Here is a 20,380-nt window from a genome sequence, read left to right on the forward strand (position 1 = left end):
CGCCGGGCGTGCCGGCACACCTCAGACGGTGACGTCGCGGGGTTCGCCCGCGAAGCGGAGGCCCGAGACGTGGATGCTGCCGGTGCCAGGCTCCGGGTCCGTCGTGAAGATGCCATCCGGGGCGTCGGCGCGCAGACCGAGCCGGGCACTGAGCACGGCCACCGCGGCTGCTGCCGACCAGGCCTGTGGGCGGCACGCCGCCGGATACGGCACGGGCGAGGACGTGTCCAGTGCGCTATCGCCCGAATGCAACTCGGGCATGCGATACCCGAAGCCCTCGGCGGCAGCGAGGAGACCGTCGGCGAGCTGACCGGCCTCCTCTCGGAACCCTTCCCGCGCCAGACCACCGATGGCGATGGCGGTGTCGTGCGCCCAGACGCTGCCGCCGTGGTAGCTGAGCGGCCAGTAGCCGGTCGAGTCCGTCGACATGGTGCGGAGGCCGAAGCCGGATGACAACTCGGCGGAGATGAGCCGGCGTGCGACGAGTTCGGCCTGCTCCTGGTCGAGGATCCCCGTGCCCAGCAGGTGCCCGATGTTGCTGGTGACCGTGTCGACCTTGCGCTTCGCAGCGTCGAGCGCGACGGCCGGGTATGCCCCTGCCGGGTCCTCGATCCAGAACTCGGCGGCGAACCGCGCCTTCAGTTCCGCCGCCCAGGACCGCCACTCTTCGGCGCCCGGACGGCCGAACGCCTCCAGGAGCGCCGCTCCGCCGATCGCCGCCTCGTAGGCGTACCCCTGCACCTCGCAGAGCGCGATCGGGCCGTCGGCGAGCGTGCCGTCGCGCCACTGGATGGAGTCGCCCGAGTCCTTCCATCCCTGGTTGGCGAGCCCGTGGCCGGTCGTGTCGATGTACTCGAGGAAGCCGTCACCGTCGCTGTCGCCGCTGTCGCGCATCCACGCCAGCGCTGCTTCGAGGTGAGGGAGCAGCGGTTCGACCTCGTCGCGGGGCATGCCCCACTTCCAGGCATCGTGCAGCAGGCAGATCCAGAGCGCGGTCGCGTCCACGGTCCCGTAGTAGAGGGGTGGCAGTACCACACCTTCGCCCGGGATGGTGAGGGCAGCCGGTCGCAGCTCGTGCATGATCTTCCCCGGCTGCTCGGCCGTGGCCGCGACGGTTCCCGTGCCCTGGTAGTGGGCGAGCACCCGCAGCGTGGAGGCGGCGAGCTCGTGACCGAGCGGCAGCAGCATCCGGGCGGCCCAGATCGAGTCGCGCCCGAAGAGTGTGAAGAACCACGGCGCCCCCGCGGCGAGGAAGACCTCGTCGGGATGCTCGACCGTCGACATGCGCAACGCCTGCAGGTCGCTCACCGCTCGGCCCAGCCAGGAGGCGAGTCGCGAGTCGCCGGTGGTCGCACGGAACTCCGACCATGTCTCCGACGGGGCGGCACCAGCGACGACCGCGGTCGGATCGGAGACCTCCACCTGCCACGTCAGCGCGAGCTCGTCGTGCGCAGGCACCTCGACCTCCCAGCGGAGGAACACGGTCTCGTCCGTCACCTCGACGTCGGCCCCCTCGGCCGTGACCCGCGCGGACACCGGTCCGCTTCGCAGGTCCGCCTCGCTCGCAGAGGGAGACGTCGCGGTGACGGGATGCTCCGGACCCGCGAGGCCGGCTTTGATCACCTGCATGGGCGTGAAGTCGGCGCGGAGTTCCACCTCGACGGTGGTGCGGATCGCCGTCCCCAGCGCGTTCCGTAGCAGGATCCGCTCTGCCAAGCACCCGGCGACGACCGTCCGCGTCTGGTCTACACGCACCCGCGGGTCGGCCGTCGCGTCGTCGAGTCCGCGGGCGAGAGCCGTGAACACGGCCGTCGCCGCATCGGGGCCCGCGGTCGCGATGTGCTCGGGCACGGCGCCGCCAACGCTCAGGAGCGCCCGATCGAGCACGCGGACATCGGAGTGATAGAACCCGTGGATGCCGTGCCCGTCGATCCGCCCGTCGGGGGCCGACCAGGCCTGGGAGGGAGCAGTCAGCACCACGACGCTGTCGTGGAGGAGCGGCTGGAGGGGCTGGGTCATCGTGAGGGTCGTGCCTTCGTGTTCGTCGGTGGTGCGGGTCCGGGACAGGGTGCTGGAGCGATCGGGGCGGAGGGAGTGATCGGGATCGAGGGAGCGTTCGGGGCCGGTCATTCCTTCACCGCTCCTTCGCTCGAGTTCATGATCCGTCGCTGGAACACGAAGAAGAGCACGGCCACCGGGATGGTCATGATCGCTGCCGCAGCCAGCTTCAGCGGATACTGGCTGCCCTGGCTGAGCTGTCCGCTGGCCAGCCCCGCGACACCCTTGGTGAGCGTGGTCAGCGAGGGGCTCTGCGTCGACACGATGAAGTGCGCGAGCTCGTTCCACGAGCCCTGGAACGACAGGATGATGATGGTGATGAGCGCCGGCCGGGCCATGGGAAGCACGATCGACCAGAACACCCGGAACGTACCCGCGCCGTCGATCCGCGCCTGTTCCTCCACGCTCGCCGGAATGGACTCGAAGAAGTTCTTCATGATGAAGACGCCTGCGGCGTCCGTCAGCAACGGCAGGATCATGCCGGTGTACGAGTCGTAGATGCCGAGCTGGTTGATGACGAGGAACTTCGGGATGAGCAGCACCACCATCGGAACCGACATCACGGCGATCAGTGCGGCGAAGACCACCGTTCGCCCGCGGAAGTGCAGTCGCGCGAGCGCGTAACCCGCGAGCGAATCGAAGAACACGCGGCCGAGCGTGACGAGCACCGTGACGACGACGGAGTTGGCGAACCAGATGGGGAAATCGGAGTTCACGAACAGCTTCGTGTACGCAGCCGTCGTGAAGGTCTGCGGGATGAGCGCAATGGGGTTCGCCGTCGCCTCGGCGTCGGTCTTGAACGACGTCGCCAGCTGGATCAGGAACGGCATGATATAGACGACGGCGATGGCGATCAGGATCGCGTAGGTGATCGAGGTCGCCACGATGGTCCGCGTCGACCGCTGTCGACGGCGGGGGCGGCTGGTGCGGGTCGCCGGCTCCTGGGTGGCGCGGGACTCGTGGGTTTCCACGGCGGTCGAGGTCATCGGAGCGCTCCCTTCTTGTCGGAGTCGTCGCTCTTGTCGGGGTCGTCGCTCTTGCCGGAGTCGTCGTTCCCGTTCGCCGGGACGCTGCTGGGCGCCCCGCCCGCGCCCGTACCGGCGGCCAGGGCCGGCTGGTACAGCCGCATCCGGCGCTGGGAGACCGGGCGTTCCCGGAGCACCCACCGCTGGAACAGCGTGAACACGACGATGATCACGAAGAGGATGAAGGCGATGGCCGCGCCCTGCCCCCACTCCTGGTTGACGAACGAGGTCTGGTACGACAGGTACGCGGGCGTCAGCGTGGTCTTGCCCGGCGCGCCGCGCGTGCCCGTGTAGATCTGGTCGAACACCTGCCAGCAGCCGATCAGGCCGAGGGTGAGCACGGTGAAGAGCGTCGGCCGCAGCTGCGGGAGGGTGACCCGCCAGAAGCGCTGCCAGCCGCTGGCGCCATCCATCATCGCGGCCTCGGTGACATCGCCGCCCAGGTTCTGCAGGGCCGCGAGGAAGAGCAGCATGAACGTGCCGCTCGTGGTGAACACGGCCATGATGATGTACGCCGTCATGGCGACCGAGGGGCCGCCCAGCCAGTCCCACCACGAGACGCCGAGCGCCGTGTTCTGCGTCAGCGCGGCCGGCCCTTGCGTCACGCCGAAGGCGGCGAGGAGGTCGTGGATGATGCCGGACGGGTCGTTGAACCAGTTCGGGCCGTGGATGCCGACCCACGAGAGCACCTTGTTGACAGCGCCGCTCGTGCTGAAGAGGAACAGCCACAGCACGGTGATGGCCACCGAGCTCGTCACGGACGGGAAGTAGAAGGCCGTGCGGAAGAAGCCGCGCCCGCGGAGGATCGCCCGGTTGACGAGTACCGCCAGGCCGAGCGATACGGCCGTTTGGATGGGCACGACGAGCACCACATACCAGGCGTTGTTCTTCAGCGACATACCGAAGTCCTGCTCGGCGAGCCCGCCCCCGGTGAGGAGCTTCGAGTAGTTGTCGAGACCGACGAAGTTCACGTCGGAGGCGAAGGGGCTCCCACGCCCGCCCCAGTCGGAGAAGCTGACCCAGAGTGCCATCAGCACCGGAACGACGAGGAAGACGCCGAGCAGAAGGATGACCGGGGCGGTGAACAACCACCCCGAGGCGGTCTCGCCGCGCCGGATTCCGGTGCGACGAGACCGACTCGTGGTTGCAGACATGGCGGGTGCCTTCCTCTTCTCCGGCGCTTGCTACTTCAGCAGCGCTTCGAGGTTCTTCTGCGTGGCGTCGAGGATCGTCTTCGGGTCACCGGTGGCCAGCGACTCGAGCTTGCTGTTGAGGTCGGTGACCACGTCGGCGGAGCCCTTCGCGGTCGGGACGCCCTTCGCGTAGTCCGCCGCGGCGAGGAAGGGCACGAGGTCGGGATTGGCCGACTTCCACTCGTCGGCGGCCGACTTGATCGACGGCATCGGACCGAACGCCTTCGAGAACTCGAGCTGGTCGCTCTTGCTCGTCAGCTTCTCGACGAGCTTGAGCGCTGCGGCTTGGTTCGGGCTGTCGGCGGCGATCCCCCAGCAGTTGGTGAACTGCAGGGTGCCCTGGCCGGCCGGGCCCTTCGGCAGCTCGGCGACCTTGTACTTGATGTTCGGGAAGTCGGACTTCAGGGCACCGGTGATCCAGTTGCCCTCGATGGTCATCGCGGCGAGGCCCTTGCCGAACGCCTCGCCGCCCCAGCCGGCGCCGAGGTCTTTCGCGTACTTGAGCTCGCCGCCGTTGAGCATCTTCTTGACGAAGTCGAGCGCCTGCACATTTGCGTCGCTGTTCGCGGTGGCCTTAGTGCTGTCGTCGTTCATGAGGTTGCCGCCGGCCTGCACCATGAAGGAGCCGATGCGCGCATACTCGCCGGAGATGCCGAGGCCGACCTGGCTCCCGGTAGTGAGCTTCTTGGAGACCGCTTCGAGCTGGTCCCAGGTCTTCGGGATGTCGGCGTCGGTGAGGCCGGCGGCCTTCCAGGCGTCGGTGTTGATGATCAGCTGCAGGGTCGAGAAGTCTTTGGGAGCGCAGTAGAACTTGCCGTCGTAGGTGAAGGACTTCACCAGGCTCGGGTAGAAGTCGCTCTTGTTGCTCAGCTGGTCGCCGTAGGCCAGCAGGGAGCCATTGGACGCGTACCCGGCGAGGGCGTCGGTCGACAGGTAGAACACATCGGCCGGCTTCTTGGCGGCGAAGCCTTGTGAGAGCTGCTGGTTGAGGTCGCTCGCCGCCACGACGCTCGCCTTGGTGCCGGAACTCGACGCCCAGTCGGAGACGGCCGACTTCACCGCGGCGGTCTCTGCCTCGCCCGAGGAACCGATCATGACCGTGAGGGCCTTGTCCGATGACGTCAGTTTGCCGGTGTCGTCGCCGCTGCTGCCGCTGTTGAAGCCGGAGCCGCAGGCCGTGAGGGTGAGGGCGGTCGCAGCGGCGACGGCGCCGCCTGCGAGCCAACGGTGTGTGATCTTGCGCATTCGTGTCTCTCCTTGGTGTGAGTGTGCCCGGTGGAGGGGCGCACGCGTGCAGGGTCGGGCTGGTCGTGGATAACCCGTGTGGTGGTGCGGACGGTGAGCGACTTCAGGGCAGAGCGAGGAGCGGTGCTGATGCTGCGCGGCGATGCGTGCATCCGACCTCCTCTGGTCTCCAACGTGGTGCGTCACTCCCGTTTGATCGATCAAATCGACAACCACTACGCTACATTTGAACGATCAAACCGGGATGCCTGCCACAGTAGCCACGCGGTTACGTGGGTGTCAAGCGCACCAGTAGGGTCATATCCAGTCGAGGGTGAGGAGATGCGATGGGCGCTCAGCCGACCGTCACCGACGTCGCCGGCGCCGCCGGGGTGTCACGCCAGACCGTCTCCAATGTGCTCAACGCCCCCGAGGTCGTCCGCCCCGAGACGCGGGAGCGCGTGCAGGCGGCGATCCGCACGCTCGGCTACCGGCCGCACGCCTCCGCCCGCCGGCTGCGCACGCAAAAGAGCTCCACCATCGGCATCCGGCTCGATCCCATCACCCAGGACGGCATCTCCGGCAGCATCCTCGACCGCTTCCTCCACGCGCTCACCGAGCTGGCCGACCGTCAGGGCCTGCGCGTCCTGCTGTTCACGGCCGATGATCCGGAGGGCGAGATCGAGCAGTTCCGCCGGCTCTCGGACGGCGCCGATGTGGATGCGTTCGTCCTGACCTCCACGTTCCACGGCGACCCCCGCACCGAGTGGCTGATCGACCACGGCCAGTCGTTCGTCACCTTCGGCCGCCCGTGGGGCATCGACGACATGACCGACCCGGAACACCTGTGGGTCGACGTGGATGGCCGCTCGGGTCTCCGCGATGCGACCGAGCACCTGCTGTCGACGGTCGGCAACCGGATCGGCTTCCTCGGCTGGCCCGCCGGATCCGGCACGGGCGATGACCGTCGTGAGGGGTGGCTCGAGGCCATGCGCGACAGCGGACTCGCCGACGCCGAGCTCCAACGCCTGGAGGTGGCGGCCGAGGACGGCGTGACGTTCGGCGCGGACGCGATCCGTCGGCTGGAGTCCCAGGCCGGCGGGCTCGACGGCGTCGTCTGCACCTCCGATTCGCTCGCGTTGGGCGTGTTGACGGCGACCGGCGGCCGCATCCCGGTGGTCGGCTACGACGACACCCCGGTCGCCGCGTCGCTCGGCTTCTCCAGCGTGGCCCAGCCGCTCGACGAGGTCGCGGCGGGCGTGCTCGAACTGCTGACCGGGGTCCACGGCGGCCGGGTGCAGCCCGGAGGCGACGTCTCCGATCCCCGCCACCGGCTGGTCGCTCCGCGGCTGGTGGTGCGCGACGGACCGCCGCTGATCTGGGCCCGCTGACCCGGCGGCGCGCTGACCCGGCGTCCTGGCGAGAATGCGGAGCATGCGAAATCCGCACGTAACGCGCCTCGGAGAAAATAGGAGCATGTCTCCACAAGAGTCCCTGCTGGACGCGTCACGAGCGCGTCGCCTCCCGGTCACCGTCTCCATCACGCGCCGCGTCGTCGGCGACCGCCTCCCGGAGGTGACCCACTGGGTCCAGGCCGGTGTGAATCTGGCGAACACGTACGAGGGGTTCCTCGGCTCGGGATGGGTGCGTGCGCACGCCGACTCGGAGGAGTGGCACATGCTGTACCGCTTCGCCGACGCGGACACCCTCGAGGCCTGGGAGGCGTCGGACGACCGCGCGGACTGGCTGTACGAGGGCCGGGAACTGGTGGAGGTGTCGCGCGTGGAGAAGCGGACGGGCATCGAGGGCTGGTTCGACCAGCCGCAACCCGGCGTGCCGGCCGCGCCGCCCCGCTGGAAGCAGGCCGTGACGATCTGGCTGGGCTTCTTCCCGCTGTCGCTCGCCTTCACGTATCTGGTGACGACGTTCGTGCCCGCGTGGCACCAGCTCTGGCCGCTCGCCACGGTTCTCATCACGACCCTGTGCCTGACACCGACGATGACGTACCTGCTGCTCCCGTTCGTGACGCGCGTGCTGCAGCCCTGGCTGCGCCGCTGAATGCGCCGCTGAATCGCCGCTCTTCAGGGTTCTCCCTGAGGCGACCCTGAACTTCCTCGATCTCCTCCGAAACGGGTTGCATCCGTCACACTCGCGATATATCGTGATCTTCGTCAACAGTCGCGATATAACGCGAGTCATCGCAGGTCCCGGCACAGCCGGAAGAGTGAGGAGCAGGAAGCATGGCACAGGAGAAGTGGCTGATCCAGCCCGGTGAGAGCCGCACGATCGATCTCGAGGTCGTCCGAGCGCTCAAGGTTGGCTTCATCGGCGGCCAGATCGACATCGTCGGTCACGACGAGCCGGGCGCGCGGATCGAGGTGCACTCGGTCGCCGGCCGCGACCTCAAGATCGTCATCGACGGCGACCGCCTCGAAATCGACCACCCGCAGCTGCGCTGGGACAACTTCATCGAGGTGTTCAAGTCGATGCGTTCGAGCGCCCGCGCCGACGTCAGCGTGCTCGTCCCGCGCGACGTCGAACTGAAGCTCGGCGTCATCTCGGCGACCGCCCTCATCTCGGGTCTGCACACGGATGCGCGCCTCAGCACCGTCAACGGGGATGTGGTCGCCGACGGCCTGACCGGGGACATCGAGCTGAACTCGGTCACTGGCGAGCTGTCGGTCCGCGACCACACCGGCCGCATCGTCGCGCACACCGTCTCCGGGGATGTGACCGCCTCCGGCGCCCTGGATCGCTTCTCCGCCGACGGGGTGTCGGCCGCCGTCATGATCGACGTCGCGGGCACGCCCGACGAGATCGCCATCAACACCGTCTCGGGCGACACCACCATCCGCATCCCGGAGGCCATCGGCGCGCGCTACCGCGTCAACACGGTCTCGGGCCGCGTGCAGCTGGACAACATGACGATCGTCGGAGGGATGGGCAAGGGCTACACCGGCACCTCCGGTTCGCTCGACGGCCGCTGGGTCGAGATCAGTGTGAACTCGGTATCCGGCGACGCGTCCGTGCTCCGCAGCGCCGCCGCAGAGCGGAATGCGGAGGCATCCGCGTGACTCCCGTTTTCTCCCACGGCAGCCTCCGGCTGTACCTCCTCAGCCTGCTCGATGAGTCGCCTCGGCACGGATACGAGCTGATCCAGGCGCTCACCGAGCGCTTCGGCGGCACATACAGCCCGAGCGCCGGCACCATCTACCCCCGGCTGGCGAAGCTGGAGGAGGAGGGGCTCGTCACCAAGAGCGCCGACGGCCGCAAGACGGTGTACGCCATCACCGACACCGGCCGTGCGGAACTGGCCGCACGGCGGCCGGAACTCGACGCGATCGAGGACGAGGTGACGGACTCGGTGCGCCGGCTCGCCGACGAGGTGCGGGCGGGCGTCGACGACGCCATGCGCACCCTCCGCGCGGAGCTCGCCTCGGCGGCCCGTGAGGCGAAGCGCAACTCGTCGCGGGTCGACCCGCGCCAGCAGGCGCGGGACGCCGGACGGGATGCCCGCGCCACCGCCAACTCGGCCGCCCGCGACGCGGAGGCGGTGCTGAACGAGTTCCGTCAGGACCTCCGGACGGACCTCCGCCAGCTGGCCGCTCGCGGCATCCTCTCGACCGACGTCGTCCCGCTTCTCAGGAATGAGCTGGAGAGGGTGCGCCGGGTGATCGTGGAGGCAACTGCCCGCCGCTGACGCACGCCGTCGGCTCGGGGAAGGCTTTTGGAAAGAGTAAGCGAATGCTCATCTCGCTCCCAGTGAGACCGCTACTGGTCGCCCCGCCGCGCGAATCCGCGGCGGAGGCGTCACCGGCGGTGCGACCCCCAGTGTTTGCAGAAGACGCGCCGGACCCGCGCCCGACGCGCCGACTTGACAGTGCATTGCCAGCGAGTATGCTCGCACCTCGTGACAACTGAGGGGAGATCCCCGAAGCGCTGGTTGATCGGCGACCCGCTTCCGAGCGAAAAGCTCGAGGGACAACTGCTCCCGAAGCACCTCGCCCTACCCATTTTCGCTTCCGACGCGCTGTCGAGTGTCGCGTACGCTCCGCAGGAACTCCTGATGATCCTGCTGCTCGGCGGCCTGGCGTTCCTCAGCTTCGCCCCGTGGGTCGCGGCGGCCGTCGTCGTGCTGCTCGTCACGGTCGTCCTCAGCTACCGCCAGCTCGTCAAGGCGTACCCGTCCGGCGGCGGTGACTACGAGGTCGCCCATAAGAACCTCGGCGAGAAGGCCGGCCTCATCGTGGCCTCAGCCCTGCTGGTCGACTACGTCCTCACCGTCGCCGTCTCGGTCGCCTCGGGCGTCGACAACATCATCTCGGCGCTGCCCTTCCTCGCGCCCTGGCGCGTCGAACTCGCCGTCCTCTGCGTCATCATCCTGGCTGCGGTCAACCTCCGCGGCGTGCGCGAGTCGTCGAAGGCGTTCGCGCTGCCGACCTACATCTTCATCGGCAGCATCCTGCTGATGATTGTGACGGCACTCATCCGCACCGCGTTCGGCGACGCACCCGTGGCCGAGTCTGCCGGCTACCAGGTGCAGACGACAGGCTCTCTCACCCAGGCCGCCGTGGTCCTCCTGCTGCTGCGGGCGTTCTCGAGTGGATGTTCGGCGCTGACCGGTGTGGAGGCCGTCGCCAACGGCGTCCCCGCATTCCGCACCCCCAAGATCCGTAACGCCCGCGCGACCCTCGGCATGATGGGCGGTATCGCGATCACCCTGTTCGCCGGACTCACGGCGACGGCGCTGATCAGCGGCGTCCACTACGCCGAGAACCCGTGCGATCTGCAGGGATGGGCGCAGTGTGCGACAGACCCGCAGCGCAGCCTCATCGCGCAGATCGCGGCCGCCACCTTCGGCAACAACACGATCCTCTTCTTCCTGATCCAGGCCGCGACCGCGATCGTCCTGCTGCTCGCGGCCAACACCGCGTTCAACGGATTCCCACTGCTCGGCTCGGTGCTCGCCCGCGACTCGTACGCGCCCAAGGCGCTGAACACCCGCGGCGACCGCCTCGTGTACTCCAACGGCATGATCGTGCTGGCCCTCGCGGCCACCGTGCTGCTGGTCGTGTACCAGGCCAACCTGACCCAGCTCATCCAGCTCTACATCATCGGCGTCTTCGTCTCGTTCACCCTCGGCCAGTCCGGGATGGTGAAGCACTGGATCAGCCTGCTGCGCACCGGCGGGCAGACCGGCCGGGAACGCAGCGGCATCGTCCGTTCGCTCTGCATCAACGCGTTCGGCGCCTGCCTGACCGCGATCGTGCTGATCGTCGTCACGATCACCAAATTCACGCACGGCGCGTACCTGGTCTTCATCTTCATGCCGATCCTCTGGTTCCTGATGCTGGGCGTGAACCGGTACTACCGGGATGTGGAGAAAGAGGTCGAGGTCGACCCGGTCACCACCTTCGGCAGCGTCGGCGACCACGCCGTCGTCCTCATCGGCAAGATGCAGAAGCCCGCGCTGAAGGCGCTGGACTATGCGATCGCGGCCCGGCACGACTCCATCGAGGCGGTGCACGTCTCCATCGACGAGGAGGCGACGCAGAAGCTGCAGCGACAGTGGGTGGAGCAGAACATCCACGTGCCGCTCACCATCATCGAGTCGCCCTACCGCGACTTCGGCATCCCGCTGGTCAAGTACCTGAAGCACCGGCGCGAGGAGCACGGCTCCGAGGTCGTCACCGTCTACCTGCCCCAGTACATCGTCGGCCACTGGTGGGAGGGCATCCTGCACAACCACCGCGCCCGCCGCATCAGCAAGCAGCTGATGCTGTGCCACGGCGTGACCGTGGCGCTGGTTCCGTGGCTACTCGACTCGTCGTCTCTCATCTACGGGCGCCGCTCCCGTCCGCTGCCCGGACAGGACCGACGCGGCGAGCCCGTGCGCCCGGTCGCGCGGCGGCCGCTGGTGCCGGCGTCACGGATGCACACGCGTATCCACATCCACGAGGTCCCGATCACGATCGGCGACCCGCAGGAGAGCGCGGAGTCGGTGGCCGCGACGATCCCGGAGCCGCAGCCGCAGGGGACTGCGCCGGGGTCGGCACCCCAGGGCAGCCCGCCCGCAGCGACCGGGACGCCGCAGAAGAAGGTGCCCGCCCGGGCGAAGCGCTAGGGCGCCGCCGTCATCCCGCCGAGCGCCTCGGGCGTTACGGGCGCGCGCTCTCCGGGAACACGACCAGCGGTCCGTGGCCCGGCAGCACGAGCGCGGCGTCGCACAGCACCAGCCGCCGAGCGCTGAGTGCGGCCTCGTCGGGGTCGTGCTGGAAGAACGCGGGTAGCTGCTGCAGTTCGCCGCTCTCGCGCAGCAGCGGGTGGCCGGTGACGATCGCGTCGCCGGTGAGCAGCGCCCGCGACTCGGGTTCCAGGAAGCACACGCTGCCCGAGGTGTGCCCCGGGGCCGGCACCATCGTGAGCGTGTGACCGGTGCTGAGGAGCACCTCGTCGCCCTCCAGCGCGACGGCCGCCGGGACCCCGACATCCCCGAGGCCCCCTGCGCGGATCGCCGCCGCGGCCCAGCGCACCGTGCCGCGCTTCAAGGCGGAGGGCAGCAGCTCGGCCACGGTCACCTGCTCGGTGACCTGCCTGCGGACGTTCGGCAGCTCCTCAGGCGCCGTCGCGACCACCACGCCGCGCTCGGCGGCGAACTGCGCGCTCGCGCCCAGGTGGTCCGAGTGACCGTGAGTGATCAGAATGCGCTTCAGGTCGGCGGGGTCGGCTCCGGCGAGGCGGATCGACTCCTCGACGAGCGGCCGGTCGGCCGGGTAGCCGCAGTCGACGAGCTCGACGGCGCCGTTCCCGTGGAACACCGTCCAGTTCGAGAGCGGACCCTCGACGAAGAGGATGCCGGGGGCGACGCGGGTGGTGGACCGTATGCTGCGCACGAGGTCACTGTAGCCTCCCCGCTTGACCTTGACGTAACGTCAACTCCTAGCGTGGATGACGCACCGCACGGAAGGAGGAAAGCATGGACTGGGGCATCCAGGACATCGCGCGGATCGCCGGCACCACCAGCCGCACGCTCCGCCACTACGACGCCATCGGGCTGCTGAAGCCGAGCCGCGTCGGCGGTAACGGCTACCGGTACTACGACCGCGACTCCCTCGTGCGGCTGCAGCGCATCCTGCTTCTCCGGGAGCTCGGCCTCGGCCTCGACGCCGTCGGCCGGGTGCTCGACGACCGCACGGATGCGGCACCCGCCCTGCGCGACCACCTCGAGTGGCTGCGGGCGGAGCGGGAACGGCTGGCGCGGCAGATCGCGTCGGTCGAGTCGACGATCCACGCAGTGGAGAAAGGAGAGGAGATCGTGGCCGAGCAGATGTTCGACGGATTCGATCACACCCAGTACAAGGACGAGGTCGAGCAGCGCTGGGGGAAGGACGCCTATGCGGCGTCCGACCGCTGGTGGCGCAGCAAGACCCCGGAGGAGCGGACGGAGTGGCAGCAGCGGCAGGCGCAGCTCGCCTCCGACTGGCAGGCCGCCGCCGCGAGCGGCGTCGCCCCCGATTCGGAGGAGGCGCAGGCGCTCGCCCGGCGTCACGCCGACTGGCTGGCCGGCATCCCGGGGACGCCGGGATACGGGACGGGCGCGCCGAGCGCCGCCTACCTGACCGGTCTCGGCGAGATGTACGTCGCCGACGACCGGTTCGCCGCGAACTACGGCGGCACCTCCGGCGCCGCCTTCGTGCGCGACGCCCTCCGCACCTACGCCGCGGCACACCTCGCCTAACCCCCCCGTCCCGCGCGCCTCTCGATCCAAGCCGACAGCTCCTGAGTTTTTCCGTCCGAATCGCACGATTCGCCCGAAAAACTCAGGAGCTGTCGGTGTGTGTGGCGGGACTCGCTGGTCAGGGGTGGCGCGGGCGGCGGGTGATGCGGTCGTCGAGCCAGTGGGCGGCGATCTGCCGCGACGGGCGCTCTGCACGGTCCGGGACCGGCGAGCGCGGAGCCCGATCGGGCTGCGGACCGCGCACGAAGGGGGAGTCGACCCGTGCGCCACGGTCGTGCGCCGAACGGTCGGATTCGAGCAGGATGCCGTCGCGCACGTCGAAACGGACGGCATCCTGCTCGCCCTCGAGGCCGGCCGACTGCTCGGCCGTTCCCTCGAGTTCGCTCTCCACTCCCGCCGCAGCCGTTGCAGCGTCCTGCGGCAGGCGGATCGCGAAGAAGGGGAGGGTGAGGCTGCACAGCGGACCGACGAGCAGCGCGAACGCGAGCGTTCCCACTCCGACGTTTCCACCGAGTGCCCACCCGATGATCAGAACGGTGACCTCGATGCCCGTGCGCACCATCCAGATCGGCCGGCCGGTGCGTGCGTGGAGGCCCGTCATGAGCCCGTCGCGCGGGCCCGGCCCGAGCCGCGGGCCGATGTACAGGCCCGTGGCCACCGCGAGCAGCGCGAGGCCGGCCGCGAAGAACAGCACCTGCGCCCACAGCTCCGTCTGCTGCGGGAGCAGGTCGAGACCGAGTTGGGCGCTGGGGCCGACCAGCAGCACGTTCAGGATGGTGCCCAGCCCCGGGCGCTGCCGGAGCGGGATCCAGAACGCCAGCACGACCAGCCCGATGAGGTTGGTGACGAAGCCGAACGGGATGCCGGTCTTCAGCGAGACGCCCTGTGCCAGGACATCCCACGGCGACAGGCCGATGCCGCCGCGCACCATGAGTGCAATCGCGATCCCGTAGAGGAAGAGCCCGATCAGCAGCTGCACGAGGCGGCGGGTGAGGAGAAGTGGAGCGGCCATAGCCCAATCCAATCGCGTCGATTGGACTCGCATCAAGATACCAATCTGACTAAAGTGGACTGCATGTCGGATGCGCAACTCACCGCCCGCTCACTGGAGCACCTCCTCGGCACCTGGCGGAACGCCGGCGCGAGCTACCAGGCGCTCGCCGACCGCATCCGGCTTCTCGTGCTGGACGGCCGCATCCCGATCGGCACCCGGCTGCCCGCCGAACGCGACCTGGCCGCGCGGCTGGAGCTCAGCCGCACGACGGTCGCGGCCGCCTACCGCCAGCTGCGCGGGGCCGGCTTCATCGACAGCATCCGCGGTTCCGGAAGCGTCACGCGTCTCCCCGGTCGTGCCCTTCCGTTGCCGGCCGTGGCCGGCGAGGGGATGCTCGACTTCACCAAGGCGTCCCTCCCCGCGGCTTCCACGCTGCCGGCGGCCGCGCGTGCCGCCGCGGAGGACCTCCCGCGCTTCCTCCCCGACCCCGGCTACGACCCGGTCGGGCTGCCGCACCTGCGGGCCGAGATCGCGGAGCGCTACACCCGCCGCGGCCTGCCGACGACGGCCGACCAGATCCTCGTGACCGTGGGCGCCCAGCAGGCGATCGCACTGATCGCGCGGACGTTCCTCAGCCGCGGCGACCGGGTCGTCATCGAGGTGCCGACCTACCCGCACGCCATCGAGGCGATCCGGCTGGCGGGTGCGCGACTCGTCCCGATCACGGTGACCGCGCCCGAGGAGGGGCCGCACCGGCTGGGCGAGGAGACCGACGGCTGGGACGCCGAGGCGATCGAGCAGACGTTCCGCCGGACGAATCCTGCTCTTGCGTACCTGATCCCCGACTTCCACAACCCGACCGGCGCCTCCATGTCGCCCCAGACGCGCGAGCGCGTGCTCGCCGCCGCGGCCGGACACGGGGCGATCGTCGTGGCGGACGAGACCACCGCCGAGCTCGACATCGACAGGGTCGGGGAGTACCTGCCCCTGCCGCGCTACGCCGACACCGCCTCCGCCGGGGCACCGCTCATCATGATCGGATCGGCCAGCAAGACGCTGTGGGGCGGCCTGCGCATCGGGTGGATCCGCGCCGAGCGGTCGCACATCCAGCGCCTGATCGCCGCGAAGCCGGCCACTGACCTCGGCACCCCGGTGCTCGAGCAGCTGGTGGTGGCGCGGATGCTGCCGCAGCTGGAAGAGATCATGGAGGAACGCCGCGAGCAGTTGCGGCAGGGCCGCGACACCGTTCGGAGGCTCGTGAGCGAGACGTTCCCGGACTGGACCGTGCCCGTGCAGCACGGCGGCCTCACGGCGTGGGTGGGGGTCGGCGCCCCGGTCAGCTCGGCGCTGGCCCTTGCTGCGCGCAGTCACGGGCTACTGATCGCTGCGGGCCCGCGATTCGGGATCGACGGCGCCTTCGAGCGCTTCCTCCGCATCCCGATCACGTACACGCCGGAGGAGTACGCGCGGGCGTTCGATGCGCTGTCGCGGGCCTGGGCGGTCGCCGCGAACGAGCCGGTGCCGTACTTCGATGCGGGTGCCCTGCCGAGCGTGGTCTGAGCAAAACCGTCCACAGGCGCACTCCCTCGGGAGTAGTGCGATGTCGTACCCAGGCATGAAGCTGCCGCCCACTCCGGAATGGGATACTTCCCCTGCGCCAGCGTCGGCGTTGTCCTGCAACCCGCCTTTCCCGAGGGGAACCCTGTGCACTTCCTCGCCGTCCTGAGCATGAAGAACCGCGCTCTGATCGCGCTCGTCACGATTGTCGCAGCAGTCTTCGGCGGACTCGCGCTCACCAACCTCAAGCAGGAGCTCGTCCCGTCGATCTCCTTCCCGCAGCTGGTGGTGCTCTCCAGCTACCCGGGCGCCTCTCCCGAGGTCGTCAACAACGACGTCAGCACCCCTGTGGAGGCGGCGATCCAGGGGGTCCCGGATCTCGACAGCACCAGCGCGGTCAGCAGCACGAACCAGTCGATCATCACCGCGAAGTTCACGTACGGGACCGACCTCGCCACCGCCGAGCAGAAGATCGACCAGGCGATCAACCGCATCAAGTCGACGCTCCCGTCCGGGGTCGAGCCGCAGGTGCTCTCCGGCAGCATCGACGATCTTCCCGTCATTCAGCTCGCCGTAAGCGGCGGGGGCGACCAGCGAGCGCTCGGCGACGACATCACCAAGCTCGTGCTGCCCGATATCAAGAACCTGAAGGGCGTCAACGACGCCCAGCTGGTCGGCGAGATCGGCCAGCGCATCACGATCACGCCGGACCCGGCGAAGCTGGCGGCCGCGGGCGTCTCCTCGTCGGCGATCAAGGATGCGCTGCAGCAGAGCGGCGTGCTCATCCCCGGCGGTGCGATCACCGAGAACGGGAAGACGCTGTCCATCCAGTCGGGCACGCAGCTGTCGTCGGTTGAGGGCATCGCAGCGCTGCCACTGGTGCGGTCGGCGGGAGGCTCCGGTGCTGCTGCCGGTGCGGGTGCTGCTGTTGGCGCGGGTGCTGCTGCCGGCGCGGGTGCTGCTGCGGGTGCGGGTGCTGCTGCTGGCGCGGGCGCTGCTGCCGCGGTTCCTGCCGCCGCCGCGACGCCGCCCACGATCGGCGAGGTCGCCGCTGTCGCGGAGACGGACGACCCGACCACCTCCCTCTCGCGCGTGGACGGCAAGCCGGCCCTGACGGTCGCCGTCACCAAGCTGCCCTCGGCGAACACCGTCGAGGTCTCGCACGCGGTGACCGACCTCATCCCGGACCTCAAGAAGAAGCTGGGATCGGACACCACGATCACGGTGGTCTTCGACCAGGCGCCCTTCATCACCCAGTCGATCAACGCGCTCGCCGAGGAGGGGCTGCTGGGCCTCGCGATGGCGGTGATCGTCATCCTGGTGTTCCTGATGTCGATCCGATCGACCCTCGTCACGGTCGTGTCCATCCCGACCAGCGTGCTCATCACGTTCATCGTGATGTGGGCGACCGGCTACACGCTCAACATCATCACGCTCGGCGCGCTCACGATCGCGATCGGGCGCGTGGTGGACGACTCCATCGTCGTGATCGAGAACATCAAGCGCCAACTGGTCGCGGGCTCCGACCGCGCCGTCACCATCGTGCGTGCCGTGCGGGAGGTCGCGGGCGCGATCACCGCATCCACCATCACGACGGTGGCTGTGTTCCTGCCGCTGGCGTTCGTCGGGGATGTGACGGGAGAGCTGTTCCGGCCGTTCGCCCTGACCGTGACGATCGCGCTGCTCTCGTCGCTGCTCGTCGCGCTGACCATCGTGCCGGTGCTGGCCTACTGGTTCCTCCGTGCGCCCAAGGCGCACAAGCACGAAGGCGGCCAGGAGACCGAGACGGCGCACCTCTCCGTCGAGGAGGCGGCCGCGGCGGGCGTCGACGAGCTGGAGCACCCGTCGCGCCTGCAGGCGGGCTACCTGCCGATCATCCGCTGGACCCTCAAGCACTCCTGGCTGACCGTGGTGGCCGCGGCGATCGTCCTCGTCCTCACCGCTTTCGCCCTCCCGTTCGTGAAGACCAACTTCCTCGGTTCCAGCGGACAGAACTCGCTCACCGTCACCCAGACCCTCGACCCGGGCGCCAGCCTGCAGGCGAAGGACGACGCCGCGAAGGTGGTGGAGCAGAAGCTGCTCGACACGAAGGGCATCAAGACGGTTCAGGTCTCGATCGGCTCGAGCGGGTCGTCGCTCCGTGACGCCTTCACCGGCGGCAGCGGCGGTACGACGTTCTCGATCACCACCGACCCGGACGCGAACCAGGAGAAGCTGCAGAACACCATCGAGGACGAGCTCGCTGGCATCAAGGACCAGGGCGAGATCACACTCTCCGCCTCCAGCGGCTTCGGCGGCTCCACCGACATCCAAGTCAACGTCACGGCGACGAGCAACGCCGACCTGCAGAAGGCGACGGATGCCGTGGTCGAGCAGCTGCGGAAGAAGTCGTCGCTCAAGCAGGTCACCGACAACCTGAGTGCGTCGCTGCCCTATGTCGCCGTGGATGTTGACCGCAGCAAGGCAGCGGCCGCTGGGCTCAGCGAGGTCGCGGTGGGCACCCTCGTGTCGCAGGCCATGCAGCCGACGCAGGCGGGCTCCGTCGCGATCGAGGACACGACGCTGAAGATCTACCTCCAGAGCGACAACCCGCCCACGACCGTGGCCGGGCTCTCGGTGCTGCCCATCCCGACCGCCGCCGGCATCGTCCCGCTCGACACGTTGGCCTCGGTGAAGGAGGTCAAGGGTCCGGCGACAGTCACGACGGAGCGCGGGCTGCGGACGGCGAGCGTCACGGCGACTCCTGCGACCGACAACCTCGCCACTGCCAACGCGGACGTCACCGCCTCGCTCAAGGCCGCGGAGCTTCCGGCGGGCGCGACGGCCAAGGTCGGCGGCGTCACCTCCAGCCAGTCGGATGCGTTCAGCCAACTGCTCATCGCGCTGCTCGCGGCCATCCTGATCGTGTACATCGTGATGGTGGCGACGTTCCGCTCGCTGCTCCAGCCGGTGCTGCTGCTGTCGTCCGTGCCGTTCGCGGCGACGGGCGCCATCCTGCTGCAGATCGCGTCGGGTATCCCGCTCGGCGTCGCATCCCTCATCGGACTGCTCATGCTCGTCGGAATCGTGGTCACCAACGCGATCGTGCTCATCGACCTCGTCAACCAGTACCGCAGGCGTGGGCTGAAGGTGGCGGACGCGGTCGCCCACGGCGCCTCCCGTCGTCTGCGGCCCATCCTGATGACGGCGCTGGCGACGATCGCGGCGCTGACGCCGATGGCGATCGGGCTGACCGGGCACGGCGGGTTCATCTCGCAGCCGCTGGCGATCGTGGTCATCGGCGGCCTGATCTCGTCGACGGTGCTGACCCTCGTCGTACTTCCGACGCTCTACAACCTCGTCGAGGGCTGGCGGGAGCGCCGGGCGCTGCGGAGGGCCGCGAAGGCGGCGGCTGCGGGCGGAGACGGGCCCGACGCGGGTGGCCCGGGTGCCGGTGGGCCGGGCGGCGGCGATGGTCCGCGAGGCGATGGTCCTCGCGGGGACGGCTCTGCCGGCGAGGTTCCTCCGCGGGAGGTGCTCGAGCCGCCGGTGTTCACCCGGCCGGCGGGCGGTTCGCAGGTCTAGGCGCAGACTGGAGCGTCCGCCGTCCGGGATCCCAGACGGCGGACGCCCGTGGACCGGGTCGCTCCCGGGCATGACCTCGCTAGTGTCGCGGGTATGAACGCCCAGACCCTCTCCGCCGATCCGTTGTGGCCGCGAGCGGGCGGGTGGCCGTCTCTTGGACCGGACGGCGCCGACCTGACGCTGATCGGCATCCCGACGCACGAGACGTCCCTGTCGCCCACTGGCGCCCAGGAGACTCCGGCCGCCGTTCGGGATGCGCTCCGGCGATACTCCGCGTTCGCTGCAGGGCTCGACGTGGAGGCGCTGCGGTTCGCCGACGCGGGCGACGTGGCCACACCCGACGGCCCCGCGGGACGCGAGCGCGCGCGGGCCGCCATGGCGGATGCCGTGGGGCGCTCGCGCCTGACCGTTGCGGTCGGCGGCGACAACTCGCTGACGGTTCCCGCGGCACTCGGCGCGTACGGTGACGACCTCGGTCGGGCGGGACTCATCACGCTCGACGCGCACCACGATCTGCGGGACGGGTCGTCGAACGGGTCCCCGGTCCGTGAGCTGATCGAGGCGGGCCTCGACGGCCACCGGGTGGTCCAGATCGGGATCGCCGACTTCGCCAACTCCGCCGCGTACACACGCCGTGCCGCCGAGCTCGGCATCACCGTGATCACACGGGATGCATTGCACACGCGACCGCTCGACGACGTCATGGTGGAGGCGCTCGAGCTCGCGGGAGCTGGGGGAGGCCCGGTCCACGTGGACCTGGACGTCGACGTCTGCGACCGCTCCGTGGCGCCCGGCTGCCCCGCATCCATCCCCGGCGGTCTCGCAGCCTGGGAGCTGCGCCGCTTCGCGCGGCTGGCCGGTGCATCCCCGCTGGTCCGCTCGATCGACATCGCCGAGGTGGATGCGACCGCCGACGCCCCCGACGCACGCACGGTCCGCCTCGCGGCCCTGCTCATCCTCGAGTCCGCCGCCGGCCTCGCCCTGCGCTGACCCCCGCCCCCTCCGTCGAGTCCGCAGAGATTGCACG

15 protein-coding genes are annotated in these 20,380 nt (G+C 69.5%); 9 read left to right on the plus strand and 6 right to left on the minus strand.

The window, feature by feature from the left end:
- Positions 1-21 precede the first annotated feature (21 nt).
- From AB4Z18_RS01175 to AB4Z18_RS01190, 4 genes are read right to left on the minus strand one after another with little or no spacing between them, the layout of a single operon-like run.
- The gene (locus AB4Z18_RS01175; RefSeq protein WP_441780874.1) at positions 22-2,130 is read right to left on the minus strand and encodes a glycogen debranching N-terminal domain-containing protein; all 2,109 of its coding nucleotides are present in this window, start codon (positions 2,128-2,130) and stop codon (positions 22-24) included.
- Entirely contained in the window at positions 2,127-3,044 is a 918-nt protein-coding gene (locus AB4Z18_RS01180) for a carbohydrate ABC transporter permease (protein WP_441780875.1), read from the minus strand. The genes AB4Z18_RS01175 and AB4Z18_RS01180 overlap by 4 nt, the downstream gene beginning before the upstream one ends.
- Complete coding sequence (locus AB4Z18_RS01185) at positions 3,041-4,237, minus strand: carbohydrate ABC transporter permease (RefSeq protein ID WP_441780876.1); 1,197 nt, start codon at positions 4,235-4,237, stop codon at positions 3,041-3,043. Before AB4Z18_RS01185 ends, AB4Z18_RS01180 begins: the two co-directional genes overlap by 4 nt.
- Positions 4,238-4,267: 30 nt before the next feature.
- Entirely contained in the window at positions 4,268-5,521 is a 1,254-nt protein-coding gene (locus AB4Z18_RS01190; RefSeq protein ID WP_441780877.1) for a sugar ABC transporter substrate-binding protein, read from the minus strand.
- 326 nt (positions 5,522-5,847) lie between these two features.
- Between AB4Z18_RS01190 and AB4Z18_RS01195 the strand changes: the two genes are divergently transcribed.
- The 5 genes from AB4Z18_RS01195 to AB4Z18_RS01215 all read left to right on the plus strand — a co-directional run bounded on the left by AB4Z18_RS01195 (position 5,848) and on the right by AB4Z18_RS01215 (position 11,624).
- Positions 5,848-6,891 carry a LacI family DNA-binding transcriptional regulator gene (locus AB4Z18_RS01195; RefSeq protein WP_441780878.1) on the plus strand — a complete coding sequence of 348 codons (1,044 nt, stop codon included), beginning with the start codon at positions 5,848-5,850 and terminating at the stop codon, positions 6,889-6,891.
- A gap of 85 nt (positions 6,892-6,976) precedes the next feature.
- Positions 6,977-7,558, plus strand: coding sequence for an antibiotic biosynthesis monooxygenase (locus AB4Z18_RS01200; RefSeq protein WP_441780879.1), 582 nt, complete (start codon positions 6,977-6,979; stop codon positions 7,556-7,558).
- A gap of 182 nt (positions 7,559-7,740) precedes the next feature.
- On the plus strand, positions 7,741-8,574 hold the full coding sequence (locus AB4Z18_RS01205) for a DUF4097 family beta strand repeat-containing protein (protein ID WP_441780880.1): 834 nt from the start codon (positions 7,741-7,743) through the stop codon (positions 8,572-8,574).
- A complete protein-coding gene (locus AB4Z18_RS01210) occupies positions 8,571-9,200 on the plus strand; it encodes a helix-turn-helix transcriptional regulator (protein ID WP_441780881.1) in 630 nt (209 codons plus the stop codon). Before AB4Z18_RS01205 ends, AB4Z18_RS01210 begins: the two co-directional genes overlap by 4 nt.
- A gap of 243 nt (positions 9,201-9,443) precedes the next feature.
- Positions 9,444-11,624: an APC family permease gene (locus AB4Z18_RS01215; protein WP_441782954.1), complete on the plus strand. Its 2,181-nt coding sequence runs from the start codon at positions 9,444-9,446 to the stop codon at positions 11,622-11,624.
- Positions 11,625-11,658: 34 nt separating this feature from the next.
- On the opposite strand, the gene AB4Z18_RS01220 is transcribed toward AB4Z18_RS01215, so the two are convergent.
- Positions 11,659-12,393: an MBL fold metallo-hydrolase gene (locus tag AB4Z18_RS01220; protein WP_441780882.1), complete on the minus strand. Its 735-nt coding sequence runs from the start codon at positions 12,391-12,393 to the stop codon at positions 11,659-11,661.
- A gap of 83 nt (positions 12,394-12,476) precedes the next feature.
- Here AB4Z18_RS01220 and AB4Z18_RS01225 point away from each other — a divergent pair, with 83 nt between their 5' ends.
- Positions 12,477-13,238 carry a MerR family transcriptional regulator gene (locus tag AB4Z18_RS01225; RefSeq protein ID WP_441780883.1) on the plus strand — a complete coding sequence of 254 codons (762 nt, stop codon included), beginning with the start codon at positions 12,477-12,479 and terminating at the stop codon, positions 13,236-13,238.
- Between the two features lie 118 nt (positions 13,239-13,356).
- Here the strand turns inward: AB4Z18_RS01225 and yczE are convergent, their stop codons facing one another.
- The gene (yczE, locus tag AB4Z18_RS01230; protein ID WP_441780884.1) at positions 13,357-14,250 is read right to left on the minus strand and encodes a membrane protein YczE; all 894 of its coding nucleotides are present in this window, start codon (positions 14,248-14,250) and stop codon (positions 13,357-13,359) included.
- Positions 14,251-14,313: 63 nt separating this feature from the next.
- Between yczE and yczR the strand changes: the two genes are divergently transcribed.
- From yczR to AB4Z18_RS01245, 3 genes are all read left to right on the plus strand, one after another.
- On the plus strand, positions 14,314-15,792 hold the full coding sequence (gene yczR, locus AB4Z18_RS01235) for a MocR-like transcription factor YczR (RefSeq protein ID WP_441780885.1): 1,479 nt from the start codon (positions 14,314-14,316) through the stop codon (positions 15,790-15,792).
- 144 nt (positions 15,793-15,936) lie between these two features.
- Entirely contained in the window at positions 15,937-19,353 is a 3,417-nt protein-coding gene (locus AB4Z18_RS01240) for an efflux RND transporter permease subunit (RefSeq protein WP_441780886.1), read from the plus strand.
- A gap of 93 nt (positions 19,354-19,446) precedes the next feature.
- Entirely contained in the window at positions 19,447-20,343 is an 897-nt protein-coding gene (locus AB4Z18_RS01245) for an arginase family protein (RefSeq protein ID WP_441780887.1), read from the plus strand.
- The last annotated feature ends 37 nt before the right edge of the window (positions 20,344-20,380 follow it).

Source organism: Leifsonia sp. 2TAF2 (assembly GCF_052115085.1).
GTDB lineage: Bacteria > Actinomycetota > Actinomycetes > Actinomycetales > Microbacteriaceae > Leifsonia.